Raw genomic sequence first — 16,406 nt, forward strand, 5'->3', positions numbered from 1 at the left:
CGAGAATTTGCATTCTCTTTATGACACTCACTCGATGTTCAGTTTTCAAAGGGCAATTTGGTTTTAGTATCTCCGAACCGTTTGTTCAAACAGCCGGAAGACTAATTTACCACATCGCTTGTCCGATTGCAACTGTTAATTTCAGGCCATTCGGCCGTTTCAATTAAGCTAGGCTTTCAAGACAACGATCATTACTCTACCACATTTGCCGTCTGCTTGGCAAGCACTTTATTTTTTCCATTCCAGGGGACGAACCCGCAAGCGCAGAAAGTTTAATCAAGTGCTGCATGAGACAGCGAAAGTAACTTTACCACATTTCACGAAGAAGATGCAAGTCCAAATTTTTTCAGCCATTGCGCTTATCTTGCGTGAAAATTGTGGCCGGCTCAAACGGCCGGAATGACACTATAACATAATTGCTGTCTTATGCGCAAGAGCTCTCAAAAATATCCTTTTTCATGTTAATCTATTAAAAAAGATAAGAAGCGGGGGGCGCGGATGACGAAACGAACAATTACGATGACGCAAGGCGTGGCTCTATATATGGGGGCGGTTCTGGGATCGGGCATTCTGATTTTGCCGGGATACACGGCGGACGCTGCCGGGCCAGCGGCGGTTATCTCTTGGCTTCTGCTTTCCTTATTAAGCGTTCCGATTGCCTACACGTTTGCCAGACTTGCACTGAAATACGAAAACTACGGCGGAATCGCAACGATCGTACAGCAGGCGTTCGGAGAACGGTCCGGCGCTGTCGTCGGCTGGCTCTTTTTTGCTTGGGTCGCGACGGGACAAGCCGTAGTCGGATTAACCGGCGCTTCCTATATCGTTACGGTCTTCGGACTGGCGGGCGAATGGCTGTATGGCTTCGCCTTTCTGTTTCTGGTAGCGGCGCTTGCCGCCAATCTGCTCGGAATGCGCATCAGCGGTCTCGTGTCACTGGGGTTGAGCGGGATTGTGCTCGTCCTGCTGGTGCTGACGATCGGCTTCAGCCTTCCGGCCATGGAGGCGGTCCACTTCCACCCTTTCGCTCCTCACGGATTGACCGGGATCGGGCAAGCGTGCGTGCTTATTTTTTGGGCGTTTTTCGGTTGGGAAAGCATCACCCATCTCGTACCGGAGTTCCGCAACCCGAAGCGGGACGTGATGCGCTGCACATGGGCCAGCGTCTTTATTATCGGCGCCGTATATACGCTGTTATCCGCGGTGACGATTGGAACGCATACGTACGGAGACATTGGGACCGAAGCGCCGCTGGCTGCGCTGATGAATCGGGCACTCGGATTAAACGCGGGGCTGGCAACCGTGGTTGTAGCCTGTATCGTATGTCTCGGCACGCTGAACGTATACCTCGCCAGCTCCTCCCGCCTCGGGTATGCGCTGGCCATCGAAGGAAAGCTGCCGCGATGGTTTGCGAAAACGAGCAAAAGCGGGACGCCCTACCGCTCGGTGTTCTTTCTGTTTGTAACCAATACGTTGACGCTGGCTTTCAGCTATGCGGCTTCGTTTTCGGTAGACCGCTTAATTCTGGTGCCCACCACGCTCGGGATTCTCGTATATATTGTAGCTTCGTTTGCCTGCGTTAAGCTGCTGTGGAACGACAAAGCCGGCCGCTTGGCCGCATTGACTGCGTCAGCGCTTTGTCTGGCGATTGCGCCCTTTTCGATGCAGTACTTGGCCGTACCGGCCGTTGTGGCCGCAGGCTGCCTGCTGTATTTGCGCTATCGCCGTAAAGTTTCGGCCGCAAATTCCCCGTAGTAAAAAGCATGTGCCATTCACATATGTATATGTAATAGAAACTTATGAAAAGATCGCCCTCCCGGCTAGGTCAGCCAGGAATTCGGCGATCTTTTTCGCGTTTTGACAATGGAAAACATGAGGCACAGCTTCCAGTCGTACTAAATTTGTCACATTTGACACTCCTCTGTGATAAATATCGCATAGTTGTGAAAAAAATCACTAATTTTTCGTTAGCTTCCCTGTATACTTTCCTTATACACAAGAAAAATTCAAAGCTTTCGAGGAGGCCGGACAATGACCCTCAATAAAGAGAAACTTGTCGTTATCGGAAACGGAATGGCTGGCATCAGTACCGTGGAACAAATTTTGAAATTGACAACGCGCTTCGATATTACCGTTTTTGGCAGTGAACCGCATCCCAACTATAATCGTATTCTGCTCTCCTATGTGCTGGAAGGCAGCAAAACATTCGACGATATTGTATTAAATGGATGGGATTGGTACAAAGAAAACGGCATTATGCTTCATACCGGAACGGCGGTTTCGCATATCGATCAAGCGGCTCATGAGGTCGTAACGGAAAATGGAGAGCGTGTGCCGTACGATAAAGTCATTATCGCGACGGGCTCGAATCCGTTTATTCTGCCCATTCCCGGCACCGACAAGCAAGGCGTGATCGGCTTCCGGGATATCTCGGATTGCCAGCAGATGCTGAAGGCAGCCAAGTCTTATAAGAAGGCGGCCGTTATCGGTGGAGGGCTGCTTGGGCTGGAAGCGGCCAAAGGTCTCGTTCATCTCGGCATGGACGTGACCGTCGTTCATCTAATGGACGATTTGATGGAGCGCCAGTTGGATCATCAAGCAGCATCGATGCTGAAGGCGGAGCTTGAGCGTCAAGGCATCAAATTCGCGATGGGCGCAAAGACCGTAGAACTGTTCGGAGATGAACGTGTCGCCGGACTGCGGTTTGCCGACAATACGGTGCTGGAGGCAGAGTTTGTCGTCATGGCCGTGGGCATCAAGCCGAATGTGGCCGTAGCGCAAGCAAGCGGAATCTGGACGAAGCGCGGGATCGTGGTAGACGATTATATGCAAACTTCCATGCCGGACGTTTATGCGGTTGGCGAATGCAACGAACACCGCGGTGTCTGCTACGGACTGGTTGCCCCGCTTTTTGAACAAGGCATGGTGCTTGCCAAGCATCTGTCCGGCGTAGATACACTCCCTTATGAAGGCTCCGTCGTATCGACGAAGCTGAAAATCTCGGGTGTAGACGTGTTCTCCACCGGCGAGTTTATCGAAGATCCGGAGCATGTCGTCATTGCCCATAAGGACGAATGGAAGCAAACATACAAAAAAATATTGCTGAAACAAAATGTGATGGTGGGCGCGGTGCTCTTCGGCGATATTACGGAATCGGCCAATCTGCAAAAGCTGATCAAGCAAAAAACCGTAATGACCGACGAAATTTACGACTCTCTCATGGGTACCGGTTGCTGCGGCGGCGGAGCGAAAGGCGCGGCTTCCGTGGAAGCCATGGCCGACGAAGAAATCGTGTGCGGCTGCAACGGCGTAACCAAGAAAACGATTGTCGACGTCATCACGGAAAAAGGATTGACAACGGTCGACGAAATTAAAGCCTGCACGGGCGCAACGCGGTCCTGCGGCGGCTGTAAGCCGGTCGTCGAGCAAATTCTGCAGCATGTTCTTGGCGACGGCTTCAAGGCTTCCGTCAAGCAGGGCATCTGTGGCTGCACAACTCTCGGCCGCGATGAAATTGTCGCCGAGATTCGAGCTAAAGGATTGACCTCAACGAAAGAAATTATGCATGTGTTGGACTGGAACCAGCCGGAAGGCTGCTCCAAATGCCGCCCTGCGTTGAACTATTATTTGGGAATGATTTATCCAGATACGTATGAAGACGAGAAGGAATCGCGTTTCGTCAATGAACGAATGAGCGCTAACATTCAGAAAGACGGCACCTTTACCGTCGTTCCGCGGATGTATGGCGGCGTTACAACGCCGGAAGATTTGAAGAAAATCGCAGACGTTTCGCTGAAGTACGATGTGAAGGTCGTTAAAGTAACCGGCGGTCAGCGGCTGGATCTGATCGGCGTGAAAAAAGAGGATGTGCCCAAAGTTTGGGAAGAGCTGGGGATGCCTTCGGGCTATGCCTACGCAAAATCGCTGCGGACCGTTAAAACCTGCGTCGGCTCGCAATTTTGCCGCTTCGGCACCCAGGATTCGATGAGCATGGGCGCATTCCTAGAACGCAAATTCGAGCGTCTGGACCTGCCGGCCAAATTCAAAATGGCTGTTAACGGATGCCCTCGCAACTGCGCAGAGGCGTGCACCAAGGATATCGGCATTGTCGGCAATGACGGCGGATGGGAGCTGTTCATCGGCGGCAACGGCGGAATTAAAGCGCGTTTGGCGGATTCGCTCTGCAAAGTAAAGACCGATGAGGAGCTGATCGACCTGTGCGCGGCCATCATCCAATATTACCGGGAGACCGGAAAATATCTGGAGCGAACTTCGGAATGGGTGGAGCGAATGGGCCTGGAAACGATCCGCAAGGCGGTCGTTGACGATATGGAGAACCGCAAAGCGCTGGTGGAACGGATCGAATTCGCATTGGCGCAGGTTAAAGATCCGTGGACCAAAATGCTGAATGATACGGATACGCGCACGGCTTTGTTCCAAAACCTGGAACCAGCAGCCCAATAAACTAAACTTTGTATACAGAAAGGAGTATGGAATATATGAAAGAGCAGGAAACTTTTTATCCGATCGGAACGCTTGATCAGTTTTTGCCGCAAATCGGACGCACCGTGAAATGGCGCGAATGGGATATCGCCGTGTTCCGAACTTCGGACGGAGGAGTCTATGCGCTGGAAAATCGCAGTCCGCATCCGAAAGGCGGACCGCTCGCTGAAGGGATCGTATCAGGGCATTACCTGTACGACCCGCTTCATGACTGGAAAATCGATTTGACTACGGGGCTCGTACAGCTCCCCGATCAAGGACAAGTGCTGACGTTTCCGGCAAAAGTGGAAGGCGGTCAGGTTTTCCTCGCTGCACCTGCAATCCAAACCGTCTGAGGCGGAAAGGCTTGACCGACTTTTATACAACGCAGAAGAGTACCCGGGGAGGACCGCCGTATGTTTACATCAAGCGTAGAAGCAATCGTTGAAGCGGCTGTAAAAAAGAAAGAGAAAATGAACGAGAATCTCGCCCGCTATGTAGTGTCCGCTTTGCTGGCCGGGGCGTACGTCGGGCTGGGCATTATATTGATCTTCTCCGTCGGAGCGCCGGTTGCGGCTGCTAAGTCCGCTTTTCAACCCATGGTGATGGGGATGTCCTTTGGTCTGGCGCTGACGCTTGTCGTCTTCGCGGGCTCGGAGCTGTTTACCGGGAATAATATGTTTTTTACAATGAGCACGCTTGCCCGCCGAACGACGGTAACCGATACGCTGAAAAACTGGGTCATCGTGTTCCTTGGGAACTTGGCCGGAGCCGTAATCCTTTCCTTGCTGATCGTCGGTACCGGTCTTTTCAAAACGGCAGCTCCGGAGCATCTGATCTTCGCCGCTGCGGCCAAAAAAATGGCGCTTCCGTTCTGGGAATCATTCTTCCGCGGCATTCTGTGTAACTGGCTCGTCTGCCTGGCTTTATGGATGGCGGGAAGGGCGAAGGAAGATATCGCCAAGCTGGTGCTCATCTGGTGGTGCCTGTATGCCTTTATCGCCAGCGGCTACGAGCATAGCGTCGCCAATATGACGCTCCTTAGTTTGGCCTATTTGCTGCCGCAGCATCCCGAAACGATCTCGATTGGCGGCTGGCTTAACAATATGATTCCGGTCACGCTCGGCAACATCGTCGGCGGCGGCTTTTTCGTCGGGATGGCTTACTGGTTCATCTCTCCCGTGCGAAGCAAGTCTTAGTTGTTAATAAAACTTTGCTGCGATTGGCATCAGAATGTTGAGAAAGTGTTTTTTGACAAGAAAAGAGATACAAACAGAGGTGGGGTATCTACTGGAGGAGCGATAGCGTTTGCCTTTGTCTGCGGGAAATACCCGCTACTAAGCGGCTTCAATCAAAGTTTCCCGCTGACAACAGCGACCGGAAGTAGATACCCCACCCCCTCGTACACCTCTATTACCTCAATTCACCACTTTCTCAACAAGTCTTTGCCGCGACTGCGGCATTTTTTTCTTTTCCGGGGAAAACAAGGTACAATAGCGATGAGGTGAATGGACATGCAGCCTTTATTGAAGGTTGAAAAGCTGACCGGCGGATACAGCCGCAAAAAGCCGGTGCTGCACGATCTGTCGTTCTCGGTTCGTCCAGGAGAGATGGTCGGCCTGATCGGATTGAACGGGGCCGGCAAAAGCACGACGATCAAGCATATCCTCGGCCTGATGCAACCGCACAGCGGTCAAATTCTGCTTAACGGCAGATCCGTGGAGCAAGACCCGACAGCCTATCGGCAAACGTATGCCTACGTACCGGAAAATCCGCTTTTGTACGAAGAATTGACGGTGAAAGAGCATCTCGAAATGGCCGCGATGGCTTACGGCATCCCTAAAGACGCCTTCGAAGAGCGGGCCGCCGCCCTGCTGGACGAATTTCAAATGACCGCCAACTGGAACCGTTTGTCGGCTCATTTATCCAAAGGGATGAAGCAAAAGGTCATGATCATGAGCGCTTTTCTCGTACGGCCTGCCTTATATATTATCGACGAGCCTTTTCTCGGCCTGGACCCGCTCGGCATCCGGGCGCTCCTCGAGCTAATGGTCCGTGTCAAAGAAAGCGGCGGCGCCATTCTGATCAGTTCGCATATTTTGTCCACGATCGAACGGTATGGCGACCGTTTCCTTCTGCTCCATCAAGGCCGGCTGACGGCTGAGGGGGACGTGGAGGCGCTGCGGAAGCAGACGGATATGCCGGGCGCTTCGCTCGACGACTTGTTTTGCAGCCTGGTTACCCGGGACGTGACGCTGCGATGAACAAACACGAGCTGCCTTCCGAAATTTCGGGACTGTGGAGCAAACGAACTTCGGAGTTTTGGCGGGAAGTACGGCCCTATGCCGGGTATGCGCTGCAAAGCTTCTCTTACGCGGCTATTTTGATTATGCTGGCCGGAGGATACTTTTATACCCGGTTACTAAGCGAGGCGCCGCCGGATTTTCCATTTCGCGAAACCGCAGCGCTCGTGCTCCTGCCCTTCTTGGCATTATCCCCGGTTCGGACCTACATAAGGAACGCGGACTTCATCTATTTGCTTCCGATGGAAACGAAGCTGTCGGGTTATATACATCGGGCGGTGATGCGGTCATTTTGGATGCAGTCGTTCCTGGTGCTTGCCGTATGGATGGCGGTTTGGCCGATGTATGCCATGGCGGCCGGCGGAAGCCTCGTTCAATTCGCTCACGTGCTGATCATGGCGATTCTCGCCAAACGAGCGCTGATCCACGGCGCATGGCTGGAACTCAAGCTGACGGACCGTCTGCTGATCGCTCTATGGTCCGCGCTTCGTTGGCTCGCTGCCGCCGCAGCGGCTCTGCTTCTGCTCCGCCTGCCGCTGTGGACGGGAACGTTGGCCGTCTCGGCATTGCTGCTCGTTTACCTCGGGGTGCTGCGGCTCATGGGCGGCAAAAGAATCTTGAACTGGCTAAGGCTCGCCGAGACGGAGCAAAAACAGCGGGCGCGGATTTTCAGGCTTCTGAACTATTTTATCGATGTGGCGGATATCCCGAACCGTCCGACGCCGATTCGCGCGCCGATGGAGCTTCTCCGGAGGCTCGGAGGCTTCGGGTACGATTCGGCTCATACTTACCGTTACTTGTTTACATTGGTATGGCTTCGCTCCGAGCTGGGCGGAATAACGATGCGGCTGACGGCGCTCGGCTTCTTACTGCTTGCCTGGACCCGCGGCGATGCGCTTGCCGTCTTCTTATTCGCCCTGTTTGCGGGATTAACGATGCTCCAGCTTAAAGAGCTGCAAAAAGCATACCGTCACTCCGATTGGTCGTACATATACCCGCTTCCGCCGGAGTTGCGCATGCGTTCGGCCGCAGCCGTCCGTTTCCGCATTCATGCCGCATGCCTGCTTCTGCTAGGCGTGCCTCTGCTGTGGGCGATGTCCCATCCAGGATACGCCGTTGTGACGCTGTGCGCCGGGTTGGCGCTATCTTACGGGTACACCAGATGGACCATGCGCGCGAAGCGAGCCGCAAAAAAGAAATAGACCCTGTCCCCTTATCCGATCCTGTCGTATAATGGGGTTGCTTTTAGAATCAGACCGTTTTTGGATAAAGAAAGGAACGCGACCTATGAAACCAACCCCTGCGATATCGAGAGTGTCACGAAGGCGAAGAAGCATGTCGAGGAGCCCGTTATGGCTGCGGATCGTCGTCGGATTGCTGGCCGTAGCGGTGATCGCTTGTATAGGAATCTCGGTCTATGTGGGGTGGAAGCTATCCCACCCTGTGCCGAAGGCTCTGGATGATTCGCCGGAACGCCTCGGGCTCGCCTACGAAAACGTGCAATTCCCAAGCCGCGAAGGCGGGCTGACCCTGAAAGGCTGGTACTTGCCGGGCAAAGTAATAGAAGGAGAAGACGCTGCCGCCAAACCGAACATCATTATGGCCCACGGGTACAAGAATAACCGATTGCAAAAAAGCGCCGAAGCGTTGTCATTAGCCAAAGAGCTGACGGACCGGGGCTACAGCGTGCTGATGTTCGATTTTCGCAACGCCGGGGAATCCGAAGGCAGCGTGACTTCGATCGGCTACTATGAAAAGCACGACCTGCTCGGCGCTATCGATTGGATGAACAAAAACCATCCGGGCAAGCTAGCGCTGCTCGGCTTCTCGATGGGAGCCAGCACTTCGCTGCTTGCCGCGGCGGAAGAGCCGTCCGTTCTCGGTGTGGTGGCGGACAGTCCGTTTAATCATTTGACCCGCTATTTGAAGGACAATTTGCCTGTTTGGTCGAATTTGCCCAACTTCCCTTTTACGCCGCTGATCTTGAGCATTTTGCCTCCGCTGATCGGGATCGATACGGATCAGGTCGACGGGCTCGCGGCGGTCGACCGCATTTACCCGCGGCCGGTGCTGTTCATTCACAGCACGAACGACCCCTCGATTCCTTACCGCAACAGCGAGTCGATGTGGGAGAAGCACAAGGATAAGTTCGAGTTGTGGACGACGGCAGCCGAAGGACATGCCAGGAACTATCCGCCGCTCAAAGCGGAGTATGTGCAGAAAGTGACGGCTTTCTTGGAAAAATTGTAAAATGCAGAAAAAACGAGCCGCGGTGCTTTTATGCGCCGGAGGCTCGTTTTTTCATTATTAAGGAGAAGTATAACGAATCCGCTGCCCGCTGCGGGACGATTCGTAAATGTCCGCCACGAGCCGGAGCGCTTTGTAGCCCTCGGGCCCATTCAGCGGGTAAGGCCTTCCGTCCAGCACATGCTCGTAAAAATCGCGGATTTGGTAGCCGTGGCTGACGCCCCAGTACGATTTTCCCCCTAGATCGTTCGGTACAGGCTCGCTCAAAACCGCCGATGTGCCGTTCCGATGCAAATACAAAGTGTCGCCCAGCAAATGCAGCCGTCCCTGCTCGAATACCAGCTCCACCTCCACCGGGGAGTTGACGCCGTACGCATTCGTTGCATAAAACACCGCCGTCGCCCCGCTGGCGAACACCAAATGGGCATGCGCCGAATCTTCGACTTCGATGACGCCTTCGAGCGCATCGGTCGAAATCGAGCCCTTGATGCTCTCCACCTCGCCGCCGAACCACTGCAGCAAATCGAGCGTATGAATCGCTTGGTTAATGAGCACGCCGCCGCCTTCCGTCGCCCAGCGCCCCTTCCACTCGGTCTCGTAATACTGTGGGCTGCGGTACCAGGTCACGATGCCTTTCATGCAGAGCAGCTTGCCGAGCTCCCCCGAATCGATCGCTTGTTTCATACGGACCGAAGCGGGATTGTACCGGTTCTGGAAAATGACGCCGAGCTGCACGTTCGTATGCTTCGCCGCCGCCTCCAGCATCGTGCGCGCCGACACTTTGTTCTCGGCCATCGGCTTCTCCGTCAGCACATGCTTGCCTGCCGCCAGCGCGTCAACGGTCATGGGAGCATGCAGATAATGGCCGGTGCATATGTGGATGACGTCGATATCGCTACGCTTCAGTATATCGCGGTAATCCGCGTAATAATCGCAGCCGTACTGCTGTGCGGTTCGCCGCCCGACCGTTTCATCCGTGTCGACAACCGCTTTCAAATCGGCCAAGCCGAGCTTGGAAATCACTGGCAAATGAACACCGGCTATCGCGCCGCAGCCGATCAGAGCCGTACCTAAACGTTTCACAGGGTTCACCTAGTTTCTTCAGTGGTAGAATATCTCCATCATGACGTATAATAAAAACAACTTCCTTGCATCGATTGCTAAATTTATTGCTTTTTTTGACTTTCACCCGATAGAGGAAAACGGCCATGCACATTCATGGAAAAAACAAGTATTTCGACTTTACCCACCGCCGGATGGAAACGCCTCCAAAAATCGATTTTCATCTTCACGACCGGTTCGAGATTTACTTTTTTATCGCCGGGGACGTCCATTATCTGATCGATAAAAACGTTTACCCGCTCAGCTACGGCGACATGCTGATTTTAAACAACCGGGAGCTGCATAAGCCGACCTTTCGATCGAATGCGCCGTATGAAAATGTCGTCATCCATTTCGATCCCTCCATCGCCGCCAGTCTGGCGTTGGTCTCGGATTTCCCTATGCTCGATTGCTTCGTCAACCGGCCGCAAGGGGAGGCCAACCGGATTACGCTCAGTCGCCCCCAGCTGGATGCCGCGCTCGCTTTGTTCAAGAAGGCCGAGCTTCTGTTGTCTGAGCCGCCGGACGGAGCCGATCTGCTGCTGACCGCCTGCATGATCGAGCTGCTCGTGCTGGTCAATCAGTCGTTCCGCGACCATCGCTCGGGCACCGGCTACAGTCCGGCCGTTACGCACGAAAAGCTGGGGCCGCTGCTCGAATATATCGACGGGCACCTGGAGCATGATTTGACGCTGGAAGCGCTGGAGCGGCAATTTTATATGAACCGCTTTTATCTCAGCCGTCTCTTCCGCAAGCATACGGGAAGCACGATTCACGAATATATTTTGCTCAAACGGATTGCCCGCGCCAAAAAGCTGCTTCAGGAGGGGCATAATGTCACCGCTGCCTGCGAAGGCTCCGGCTTCAACGATTATTCGCACTTTATCCGCATGTTCAAGCGGCTTGTCGGGGTTCCCCCCGGGCAGTACCGCAACCGATAACCGGAACGGGGAAACGCAGCATGCCCCTTACGTATCGAGAAACCGTTCCCGCACTTCGGGAGGCGGCAGCATGCAGGAGTCGCTTTTGCCGAAAAAGCGGTACCGGTTCGCGGCGATCCAGCCGTAAACCAAATCCCGCAGCGGCCGCGGGACGACGATACATGCGTAGAGCAGCGGCCATGCTCCGTCCAGCCTGCGGAGCACCCGGAGTCCCGCGGTCGATCGCGTGTACACCCGGCCCTGTTCAAGCAGCACGAACGTGTTCAGCCCGGCGGGATCGAGCCCGTGCCGCAGCAGCAGTCGGCTTCCGGTCTCGGATTGGATGGCGACGAACCGAAAGGCGGCGCTTCGGTCACGGGGAATTATGAACTGCACGACCCGTTGGCAAAATCCGCACACCCCGTCGTAAAACACAAGCGGATTCCGCTCCGCTTCCGTCGCTTTACGCGATTTCATTTCCATCCCCCTCCTTCCGTAAGCCTTACTTTATTCTATTGTACACCATGCGCTCTCTTTGTGGCGTCCACAAAAAAACGGTCCCGGAAGGCACTTGTGCGCCCCGGGACCGGTGGTGGGTGTAACTCCATCTAGCATGTTAGTCTTGAAAAGTAAACCGCTCATGAATCGGCATCTTGCCGGACAGGCTCAGCACCCTGCGCTGAACCGCCGCCAGCAGCTTGGTACGCGTAACCAGGGAGATAACCACCGGAGCAAGCGTTCGGACAAATGGGGTCGAGGTAAAAAACATTCTCGCCGCACGCGCTTGCATTTTGTGCACCGAGCGAATTTCGCTGTCGCGCAGCGCTTGAACGCGTCCGAGACGATCCGCGGACACGTCGCCGTCCTGGAGCGCATCGTAAATGACGTCCGCCGCAATCACCGCCGTGGTGACGGATAAGGATACGCCGACCGCGCCGACGGGAGAAGCGCAGTGCGCAGCGTCTCCGATGAGCAGGCAGCCGTCCTTGGCCCACCGCTTGATGTAGAAGTCCTTGACCTGCAGAAGCACAAACGGCTTGAAATCGGTCAGCGCTTCGGCAAATTCGCGAAATGCCGGATGCGCGGCCAGCAGTTCTTGGCGGAACGGCTCGATGCCGTGCTCCCGGATCGCCTTCCATTCGCCTAGGGGCACGGCGACGCCGACCTGAAGACAATTCGGGTATTTCGGCAAAATGATGTAGCCGTAGCCGTCGGTTATTTTAAGCCGCAGCTCGTCGCCCCAATCGTCCGGCTTCGGGATCGTGAACCAGATCAGATCGCCCGCGAGGTGCTCATATTCCGTCTCAAACCCGCCCAACCGACTGATAGCCGAGAAGCGGCCGTCCGCTCCGACCGTGACGAGGGCGCGTACCTCCAGCGTTCCTTCCGGCGTCTGGGCGATCGTACCGGTGACCCGTTCTCCCTCATAGCGCAGCTCCTTCACTGCGGCGTGAAACAACAGCTCGAAGGAAGGCAAGGACTTCGCTTTGTCGTAAAGCGCCTGCAGCAGAATAGGCTGCGGCATCCAGAGCGCGTACGGGATTTCCTCGGAGATATTATCGAAGCTGAACTCGCCGAGCCGCTTGTCTTTGTAATAGAGGGCGCCCTTGCGCACCTTCGACGAGGGGAACGATTCGATATAGCTCCGCAAATTCACTTGCTCCAGCAGCTGCAGAAAACGCGGCTGAAGCACCTCCCCGCGATATTCGCGGTCAAAGTTGTCATGACTTTCAAGCACAACGACATCGACGCCGGCTTTGGCCAGCAGCATGCCGAGAATGAGTCCGGCCGGGCCGCCTCCCGCAATACAAACGTCTTTTTCCATCACGCGATGAACCATCGTTATCGCCTCCGTTTGTGCGAAGATCGTGACTTAAACCAAAATGAGTGAGCACTCACTTTCATGATTTCAGTATACTCCGCCCGCTGACCTCCCGTCAATGGAGAGCTGTCGCCTACCGTTTCTTTTCCCGTTCGTTCATGTAGAGGGAAGGCTTCTCGCCCGTGATCCGCTTGAAGGTGCGCTGAAAATACGACTGGTCGCAGTAGCCCAGGTGGTCGGCGATATCGCCTATCGTCAGCTCCGAATGACGGAGCAAATATTTGGACGCTTCGATCCGCAGCGCATGGACGTATTCCCCGATCGTTTGCCCGGTCGTTTCCTTGAAGATCGTCGCCGCATAAGCGGGACTTTTGCCGATGAACCGGCCGAGCTCTTCCTTCGTCACTTTTTCCCGGTAATGCTCTTGAACATACTTTTTCATCAGGGCGGTCTGCGCGCTCTTGACATCCGGCCTGCGGAACGCGTCGTAGTCCCGATTGAACTCAGCCAGCAAATCAAGCAGAAGGCTCAGACACTTCACCTGGTAATAATCGGGCCGGTCCGTCCATTGCGCATGCAGCTTCTTCATCAGCCGCAGCAGCAGATCCATATTTCTCGGCTTGAACACAACCGGCCCGGCTTCGTCCAGCACCGGCAGCAAGCCTTCTTCCGGCTCTGCGGTGAACTCGACGCGGTATTTCTCGTGAGCGACGGTCGGAATGCTCTTGGCGTAAAACGGCACGTCACGCGGCACAAACAGCACGTCGCCTTTTTCCATCACGATCTTCTCATGGCGGACCCAGTAGCAGCATTTCCCGTAGGCCACGGCATGAAGCGAATAGGCTGCCGGGCTGTCCTCGGAGGCGATGTTCCACCCGTGCCCTAAATCGTGGGCCGAAGCCATGAGCCGAATCATTCCCGCACCTCCTTCACAAGATGATCAAACTATTTTACAAAAAGTGTACTATATTTCATAGTGCAACGGCAATTTTTTCGTTACAATACGTTCATTACAGACATCTTGTACCTGCCCGGAAAATTCGGAGATGACGGAGTCCCGGATGTCCGGACAAGCCGAAGGAGAATGAGACCTATGCGAAAAACGAAAATAGTATGTACGATCGGCCCGTCCTGCGAGACGGTGGAGCAGTTGAAAAAGCTGATTGAGGCGGGGATGAACGTCGCGCGGCTGAACTTTGCCCACGGCGAGCCGGCCGAGCACAGCAGCCGCATTGCGAATATCCGGCAAGCCGGGAAAGAGCTGAACCGGCCCATTGCCATTATGATCGATATCAAAGGCCCCGAAATCCGCACCGGCAAGCTGGTTGAAGCTTCGTACACGTTGAAGCAAAACGAGCAGGTCGTGCTGACGACCGAGCCGGTTCTTGGGGACGGCCAGCGCATTCCCGTATCGTATCCGGACCTCCCGAAGGATGTGTCCGTCGGCACGTCCATCCTGATCGACGACGGGCTGATCGAGCTGAAGGTAGAAGAAATCGAAGGCACGGAAATCCGCTGCCGGATCTTGAACGGCGGTGTCCTGAAGGCGCGCAAAGGCGTCAACCTTCCCGGCGTGAGCACCTCGCTTCCCGGTGTGACGGAGCGGGATATCGAGCATATCCGTTTCGGGGTGCGGGAAGGCATCGACATGATCGCGATGTCGTTCGTCCGCAAAGCGGCAGACGTGCTGGAAGTGCGGCATCTTCTGGAGCAGTACGGGGCGCCTGACATTCAAATCATTTCGAAAATCGAAAACCTGGAAGGCGTCGACAATCTGGACGAAATTTTGGAAGCTTCGGACGGCTTGATGGTGGCGCGCGGAGATTTGGGCGTGGAAATTCCGGTCGAAGACGTGCCTATTATTCAAAAGCAGATGATCCAAAAGTGCAACCGGGCCGGCAAGCCGGTCATTACGGCGACGCACATGCTCGACTCGATGCAGAACAATCCGCGTCCGACCCGCGCGGAAGCGAGCGACGTCGCCAACGCCGTGTTTGACGGCTCCGACGCCGTGATGCTGTCCGGGGAAACGGCCTCGGGCAAATACCCGGTCGAGTCGGTCGCCACGATGGCGCGTATTGCCGAGCAGACCGAATCGTCGCCGGAATACCGCAAGCGCAAGCTGGGCCACGTGCTGGTCCGCAGCAGCGTGACGGAGGCGATCAGCCAGGCTGTCGTCGGTTCGGCCGACGATCTGAATGCCAAGGCGATTCTGACCTCCACCGCGACCGGCTTCACTGCCCGCATGGTGTCCAAATATCGCCCTGACGCTCCGATCATAGCGATTACGCCGAACGAGACCGTCATGCGGAATTTGAATTTGGTATGGGGCGTCGTCCCGATCCTGGGCGAGCAGGTCGGTTCGACGGACGAGCTGTTCTCCTCCGTCGTCAGCCGCGGAATAAAAGAAGGCTTGCTGGAAGCCGACGATCTGGTCGTTATAACGGCCGGGGTGCCTCTCGGAAGCACGGGCACGACCAACCTCATCAAGATCCAGCATGTGTCCGATTTGATGCATTAAAATAAACGCAAAGGGATGACAAGCGTCCGCGTGTCGAGGCTCAGCCTGCCGACGGTCGCCGTCATCCCTTTTTTTCAAATCAATCAGCCCGAGTGGCGGCCCTGCTTCATCGATCGGTTAAAGCTTCGACGTAAACGCAAGGATCGCCTGCGCCAGCTCGCCCGGCGCTTCCATCATGCTCATGTGGCCTGCTCCGTCGATCTGGCTGCGCTGAAATGCGTCCTTGTCGACGGAGAACGTCCGCTGCGGCGGAATGATCTGATCGCCCGTCCCGGCGACGAGCAGCACCGGCACGTGCGCAGCGGACAATACGGCATTGCGGTCCGGCCGCTGCCGCATCCCTTCCAGCGTACGGACCGCGCCTTCCGCGCTCGTCCCCTGCCCGATCTCCTTTGCTTTGCGCACCGCCTCCGGCATCGTCTCCAGATGGGCCGGAGCAAACAGCTTCGGGATCAATCCTTCGATAAACGCCGGGAGCCCTTGCTCCCGGATCGTCTCCTTCGCCCTCAATCGGCCTTCCTTGCCCTTCTCATCGTCCGGAAACGCGGTCGAATGAAGCAAGCCGAACGCAAGCAGCTTGTCCTCGTGCTTCTCGGCCAGCGCAAGCGTCACGTACCCGCCCAGCGAATGGCCGAGCACGACCGGTCGGCCGATATTCAGCCGGTCGATTAATGCGGCGATATCGTCGGCCATCGCCTCCATCGTATACGTCCCTTCGGGGGCGTCGGATGCGCCATGCCCGCGCAGATCCGGTATAATCAACCGGCAGCGGCCTTCGAGCAGCGGCGCGACTTCGTCATAATATGCGGAGCTCCCGCAAAAGCCGTGAAGCAAAATGACAGGGGTTCCTTTTCCCCGGTCGATGTAGGCCAGCCTCGTGCCGTTTACGTCCGCATACCGCTTGTCCATGATGATCCACTCCTCTTTTTTCACATGCCATCGATGGTTAGCCGAGCTTGTTGAGAAACCCGCTTCGCGTGGAAAATTCTCTGCATACGCCGGTGGGGTAT

The 16,406-nt window shown here is 55.4% G+C and carries 14 protein-coding genes; 9 read left to right on the plus strand and 5 right to left on the minus strand.

Annotated features, from left to right (window positions below):
* The first annotated feature begins 498 nt into the window (after positions 1-498).
* From QJ48_RS23515 to QJ48_RS23545, 7 genes are all read left to right on the plus strand, one after another.
* Positions 499-1,755, plus strand: coding sequence for an APC family permease (locus QJ48_RS23515; protein WP_054975917.1), 1,257 nt, complete (start codon positions 499-501; stop codon positions 1,753-1,755).
* A 276-nt stretch (positions 1,756-2,031) separates the two neighbouring features.
* Positions 2,032-4,464: a nitrite reductase large subunit NirB gene (nirB, locus tag QJ48_RS23520; RefSeq protein ID WP_054975918.1), complete on the plus strand. Its 2,433-nt coding sequence runs from the start codon at positions 2,032-2,034 to the stop codon at positions 4,462-4,464.
* Between the two features lie 35 nt (positions 4,465-4,499).
* Complete coding sequence (gene nirD, locus QJ48_RS23525; RefSeq protein WP_054975919.1) at positions 4,500-4,838, plus strand: nitrite reductase small subunit NirD; 339 nt, start codon at positions 4,500-4,502, stop codon at positions 4,836-4,838.
* Positions 4,839-4,898: 60 nt separating this feature from the next.
* Positions 4,899-5,681: a formate/nitrite transporter family protein gene (locus tag QJ48_RS23530; protein WP_054975920.1), complete on the plus strand. Its 783-nt coding sequence runs from the start codon at positions 4,899-4,901 to the stop codon at positions 5,679-5,681.
* 315 nt (positions 5,682-5,996) lie between these two features.
* The gene (locus QJ48_RS23535; protein WP_054975921.1) at positions 5,997-6,746 is read left to right on the plus strand and encodes an ABC transporter ATP-binding protein; all 750 of its coding nucleotides are present in this window, start codon (positions 5,997-5,999) and stop codon (positions 6,744-6,746) included.
* A complete protein-coding gene (locus QJ48_RS23540) occupies positions 6,743-7,987 on the plus strand; it encodes an ABC transporter permease (protein WP_054975922.1) in 1,245 nt (414 codons plus the stop codon). The genes QJ48_RS23535 and QJ48_RS23540 overlap by 4 nt, the downstream gene beginning before the upstream one ends.
* Before the next feature lie 133 nt (positions 7,988-8,120).
* Positions 8,121-9,035: an alpha/beta hydrolase gene (locus tag QJ48_RS23545; RefSeq protein ID WP_054975923.1), complete on the plus strand. Its 915-nt coding sequence runs from the start codon at positions 8,121-8,123 to the stop codon at positions 9,033-9,035.
* A 57-nt stretch (positions 9,036-9,092) separates the two neighbouring features.
* Here the strand turns inward: QJ48_RS23545 and QJ48_RS23550 are convergent, their stop codons facing one another.
* The gene (locus tag QJ48_RS23550) at positions 9,093-10,115 is read right to left on the minus strand and encodes a Gfo/Idh/MocA family protein (protein WP_054975924.1); all 1,023 of its coding nucleotides are present in this window, start codon (positions 10,113-10,115) and stop codon (positions 9,093-9,095) included.
* A 125-nt stretch (positions 10,116-10,240) separates the two neighbouring features.
* Between QJ48_RS23550 and QJ48_RS23555 the strand changes: the two genes are divergently transcribed.
* Positions 10,241-11,074, plus strand: a complete 834-nt coding sequence (locus QJ48_RS23555; RefSeq protein ID WP_054975925.1) for an AraC family transcriptional regulator — start codon at positions 10,241-10,243, stop codon at positions 11,072-11,074.
* Between the two features lie 27 nt (positions 11,075-11,101).
* Here the strand turns inward: QJ48_RS23555 and QJ48_RS23560 are convergent, their stop codons facing one another.
* The 3 genes from QJ48_RS23560 to QJ48_RS23570 all read right to left on the minus strand — a co-directional run bounded on the left by QJ48_RS23560 (position 11,102) and on the right by QJ48_RS23570 (position 13,791).
* Positions 11,102-11,536: a thiol-disulfide oxidoreductase DCC family protein gene (locus QJ48_RS23560; RefSeq protein ID WP_082420655.1), complete on the minus strand. Its 435-nt coding sequence runs from the start codon at positions 11,534-11,536 to the stop codon at positions 11,102-11,104.
* 133 nt (positions 11,537-11,669) lie between these two features.
* A complete protein-coding gene (locus tag QJ48_RS23565) occupies positions 11,670-12,893 on the minus strand; it encodes an FAD-dependent monooxygenase (RefSeq protein ID WP_054975927.1) in 1,224 nt (407 codons plus the stop codon).
* 115 nt (positions 12,894-13,008) lie between these two features.
* Positions 13,009-13,791 carry an AraC family transcriptional regulator gene (locus QJ48_RS23570; protein ID WP_054975928.1) on the minus strand — a complete coding sequence of 261 codons (783 nt, stop codon included), beginning with the start codon at positions 13,789-13,791 and terminating at the stop codon, positions 13,009-13,011.
* A 177-nt stretch (positions 13,792-13,968) separates the two neighbouring features.
* Between QJ48_RS23570 and pyk the strand changes: the two genes are divergently transcribed.
* A complete protein-coding gene (gene pyk / locus QJ48_RS23575) occupies positions 13,969-15,396 on the plus strand; it encodes a pyruvate kinase (RefSeq protein WP_054975929.1) in 1,428 nt (475 codons plus the stop codon).
* A gap of 117 nt (positions 15,397-15,513) precedes the next feature.
* On the opposite strand, the gene QJ48_RS23580 is transcribed toward pyk, so the two are convergent.
* Complete coding sequence (locus tag QJ48_RS23580; protein WP_054975930.1) at positions 15,514-16,305, minus strand: alpha/beta fold hydrolase; 792 nt, start codon at positions 16,303-16,305, stop codon at positions 15,514-15,516.
* Positions 16,306-16,406 lie beyond the last annotated feature (101 nt).

Source organism: Paenibacillus sp. A3 (assembly GCF_001399685.1).
GTDB lineage: Bacteria > Bacillota > Bacilli > Paenibacillales > NBRC-103111 > Paenibacillus_G.

Coding starts and splice junctions, on each gene's coding strand:
- QJ48_RS23580 (WP_054975930.1), bottom strand. CDS start 16,305: ATGGACAAGCGGTATGCGGACGTAAACGGCACGAGGCTGGCCTACATC.
- pyk (WP_054975929.1), top strand. CDS start 13,969: ATGCGAAAAACGAAAATAGTATGTACGATCGGCCCGTCCTGCGAGACG.
- QJ48_RS23540 (WP_054975922.1), top strand. CDS start 6,743: ATGAACAAACACGAGCTGCCTTCCGAAATTTCGGGACTGTGGAGCAAA.
- QJ48_RS23560 (WP_082420655.1), bottom strand. CDS start 11,536: ATGGAAATGAAATCGCGTAAAGCGACGGAAGCGGAGCGGAATCCGCTT.
- QJ48_RS23535 (WP_054975921.1), top strand. CDS start 5,997: ATGCAGCCTTTATTGAAGGTTGAAAAGCTGACCGGCGGATACAGCCGC.
- QJ48_RS23545 (WP_054975923.1), top strand. CDS start 8,121: ATGTCGAGGAGCCCGTTATGGCTGCGGATCGTCGTCGGATTGCTGGCC.
- nirB (WP_054975918.1), top strand. CDS start 2,032: ATGACCCTCAATAAAGAGAAACTTGTCGTTATCGGAAACGGAATGGCT.
- QJ48_RS23530 (WP_054975920.1), top strand. CDS start 4,899: ATGTTTACATCAAGCGTAGAAGCAATCGTTGAAGCGGCTGTAAAAAAG.
- QJ48_RS23565 (WP_054975927.1), bottom strand. CDS start 12,893: ATGGTTCATCGCGTGATGGAAAAAGACGTTTGTATTGCGGGAGGCGGC.
- QJ48_RS23555 (WP_054975925.1), top strand. CDS start 10,241: ATGCACATTCATGGAAAAAACAAGTATTTCGACTTTACCCACCGCCGG.
- QJ48_RS23570 (WP_054975928.1), bottom strand. CDS start 13,791: ATGATTCGGCTCATGGCTTCGGCCCACGATTTAGGGCACGGGTGGAAC.
- nirD (WP_054975919.1), top strand. CDS start 4,500: ATGAAAGAGCAGGAAACTTTTTATCCGATCGGAACGCTTGATCAGTTT.
- QJ48_RS23515 (WP_054975917.1), top strand. CDS start 499: ATGACGAAACGAACAATTACGATGACGCAAGGCGTGGCTCTATATATG.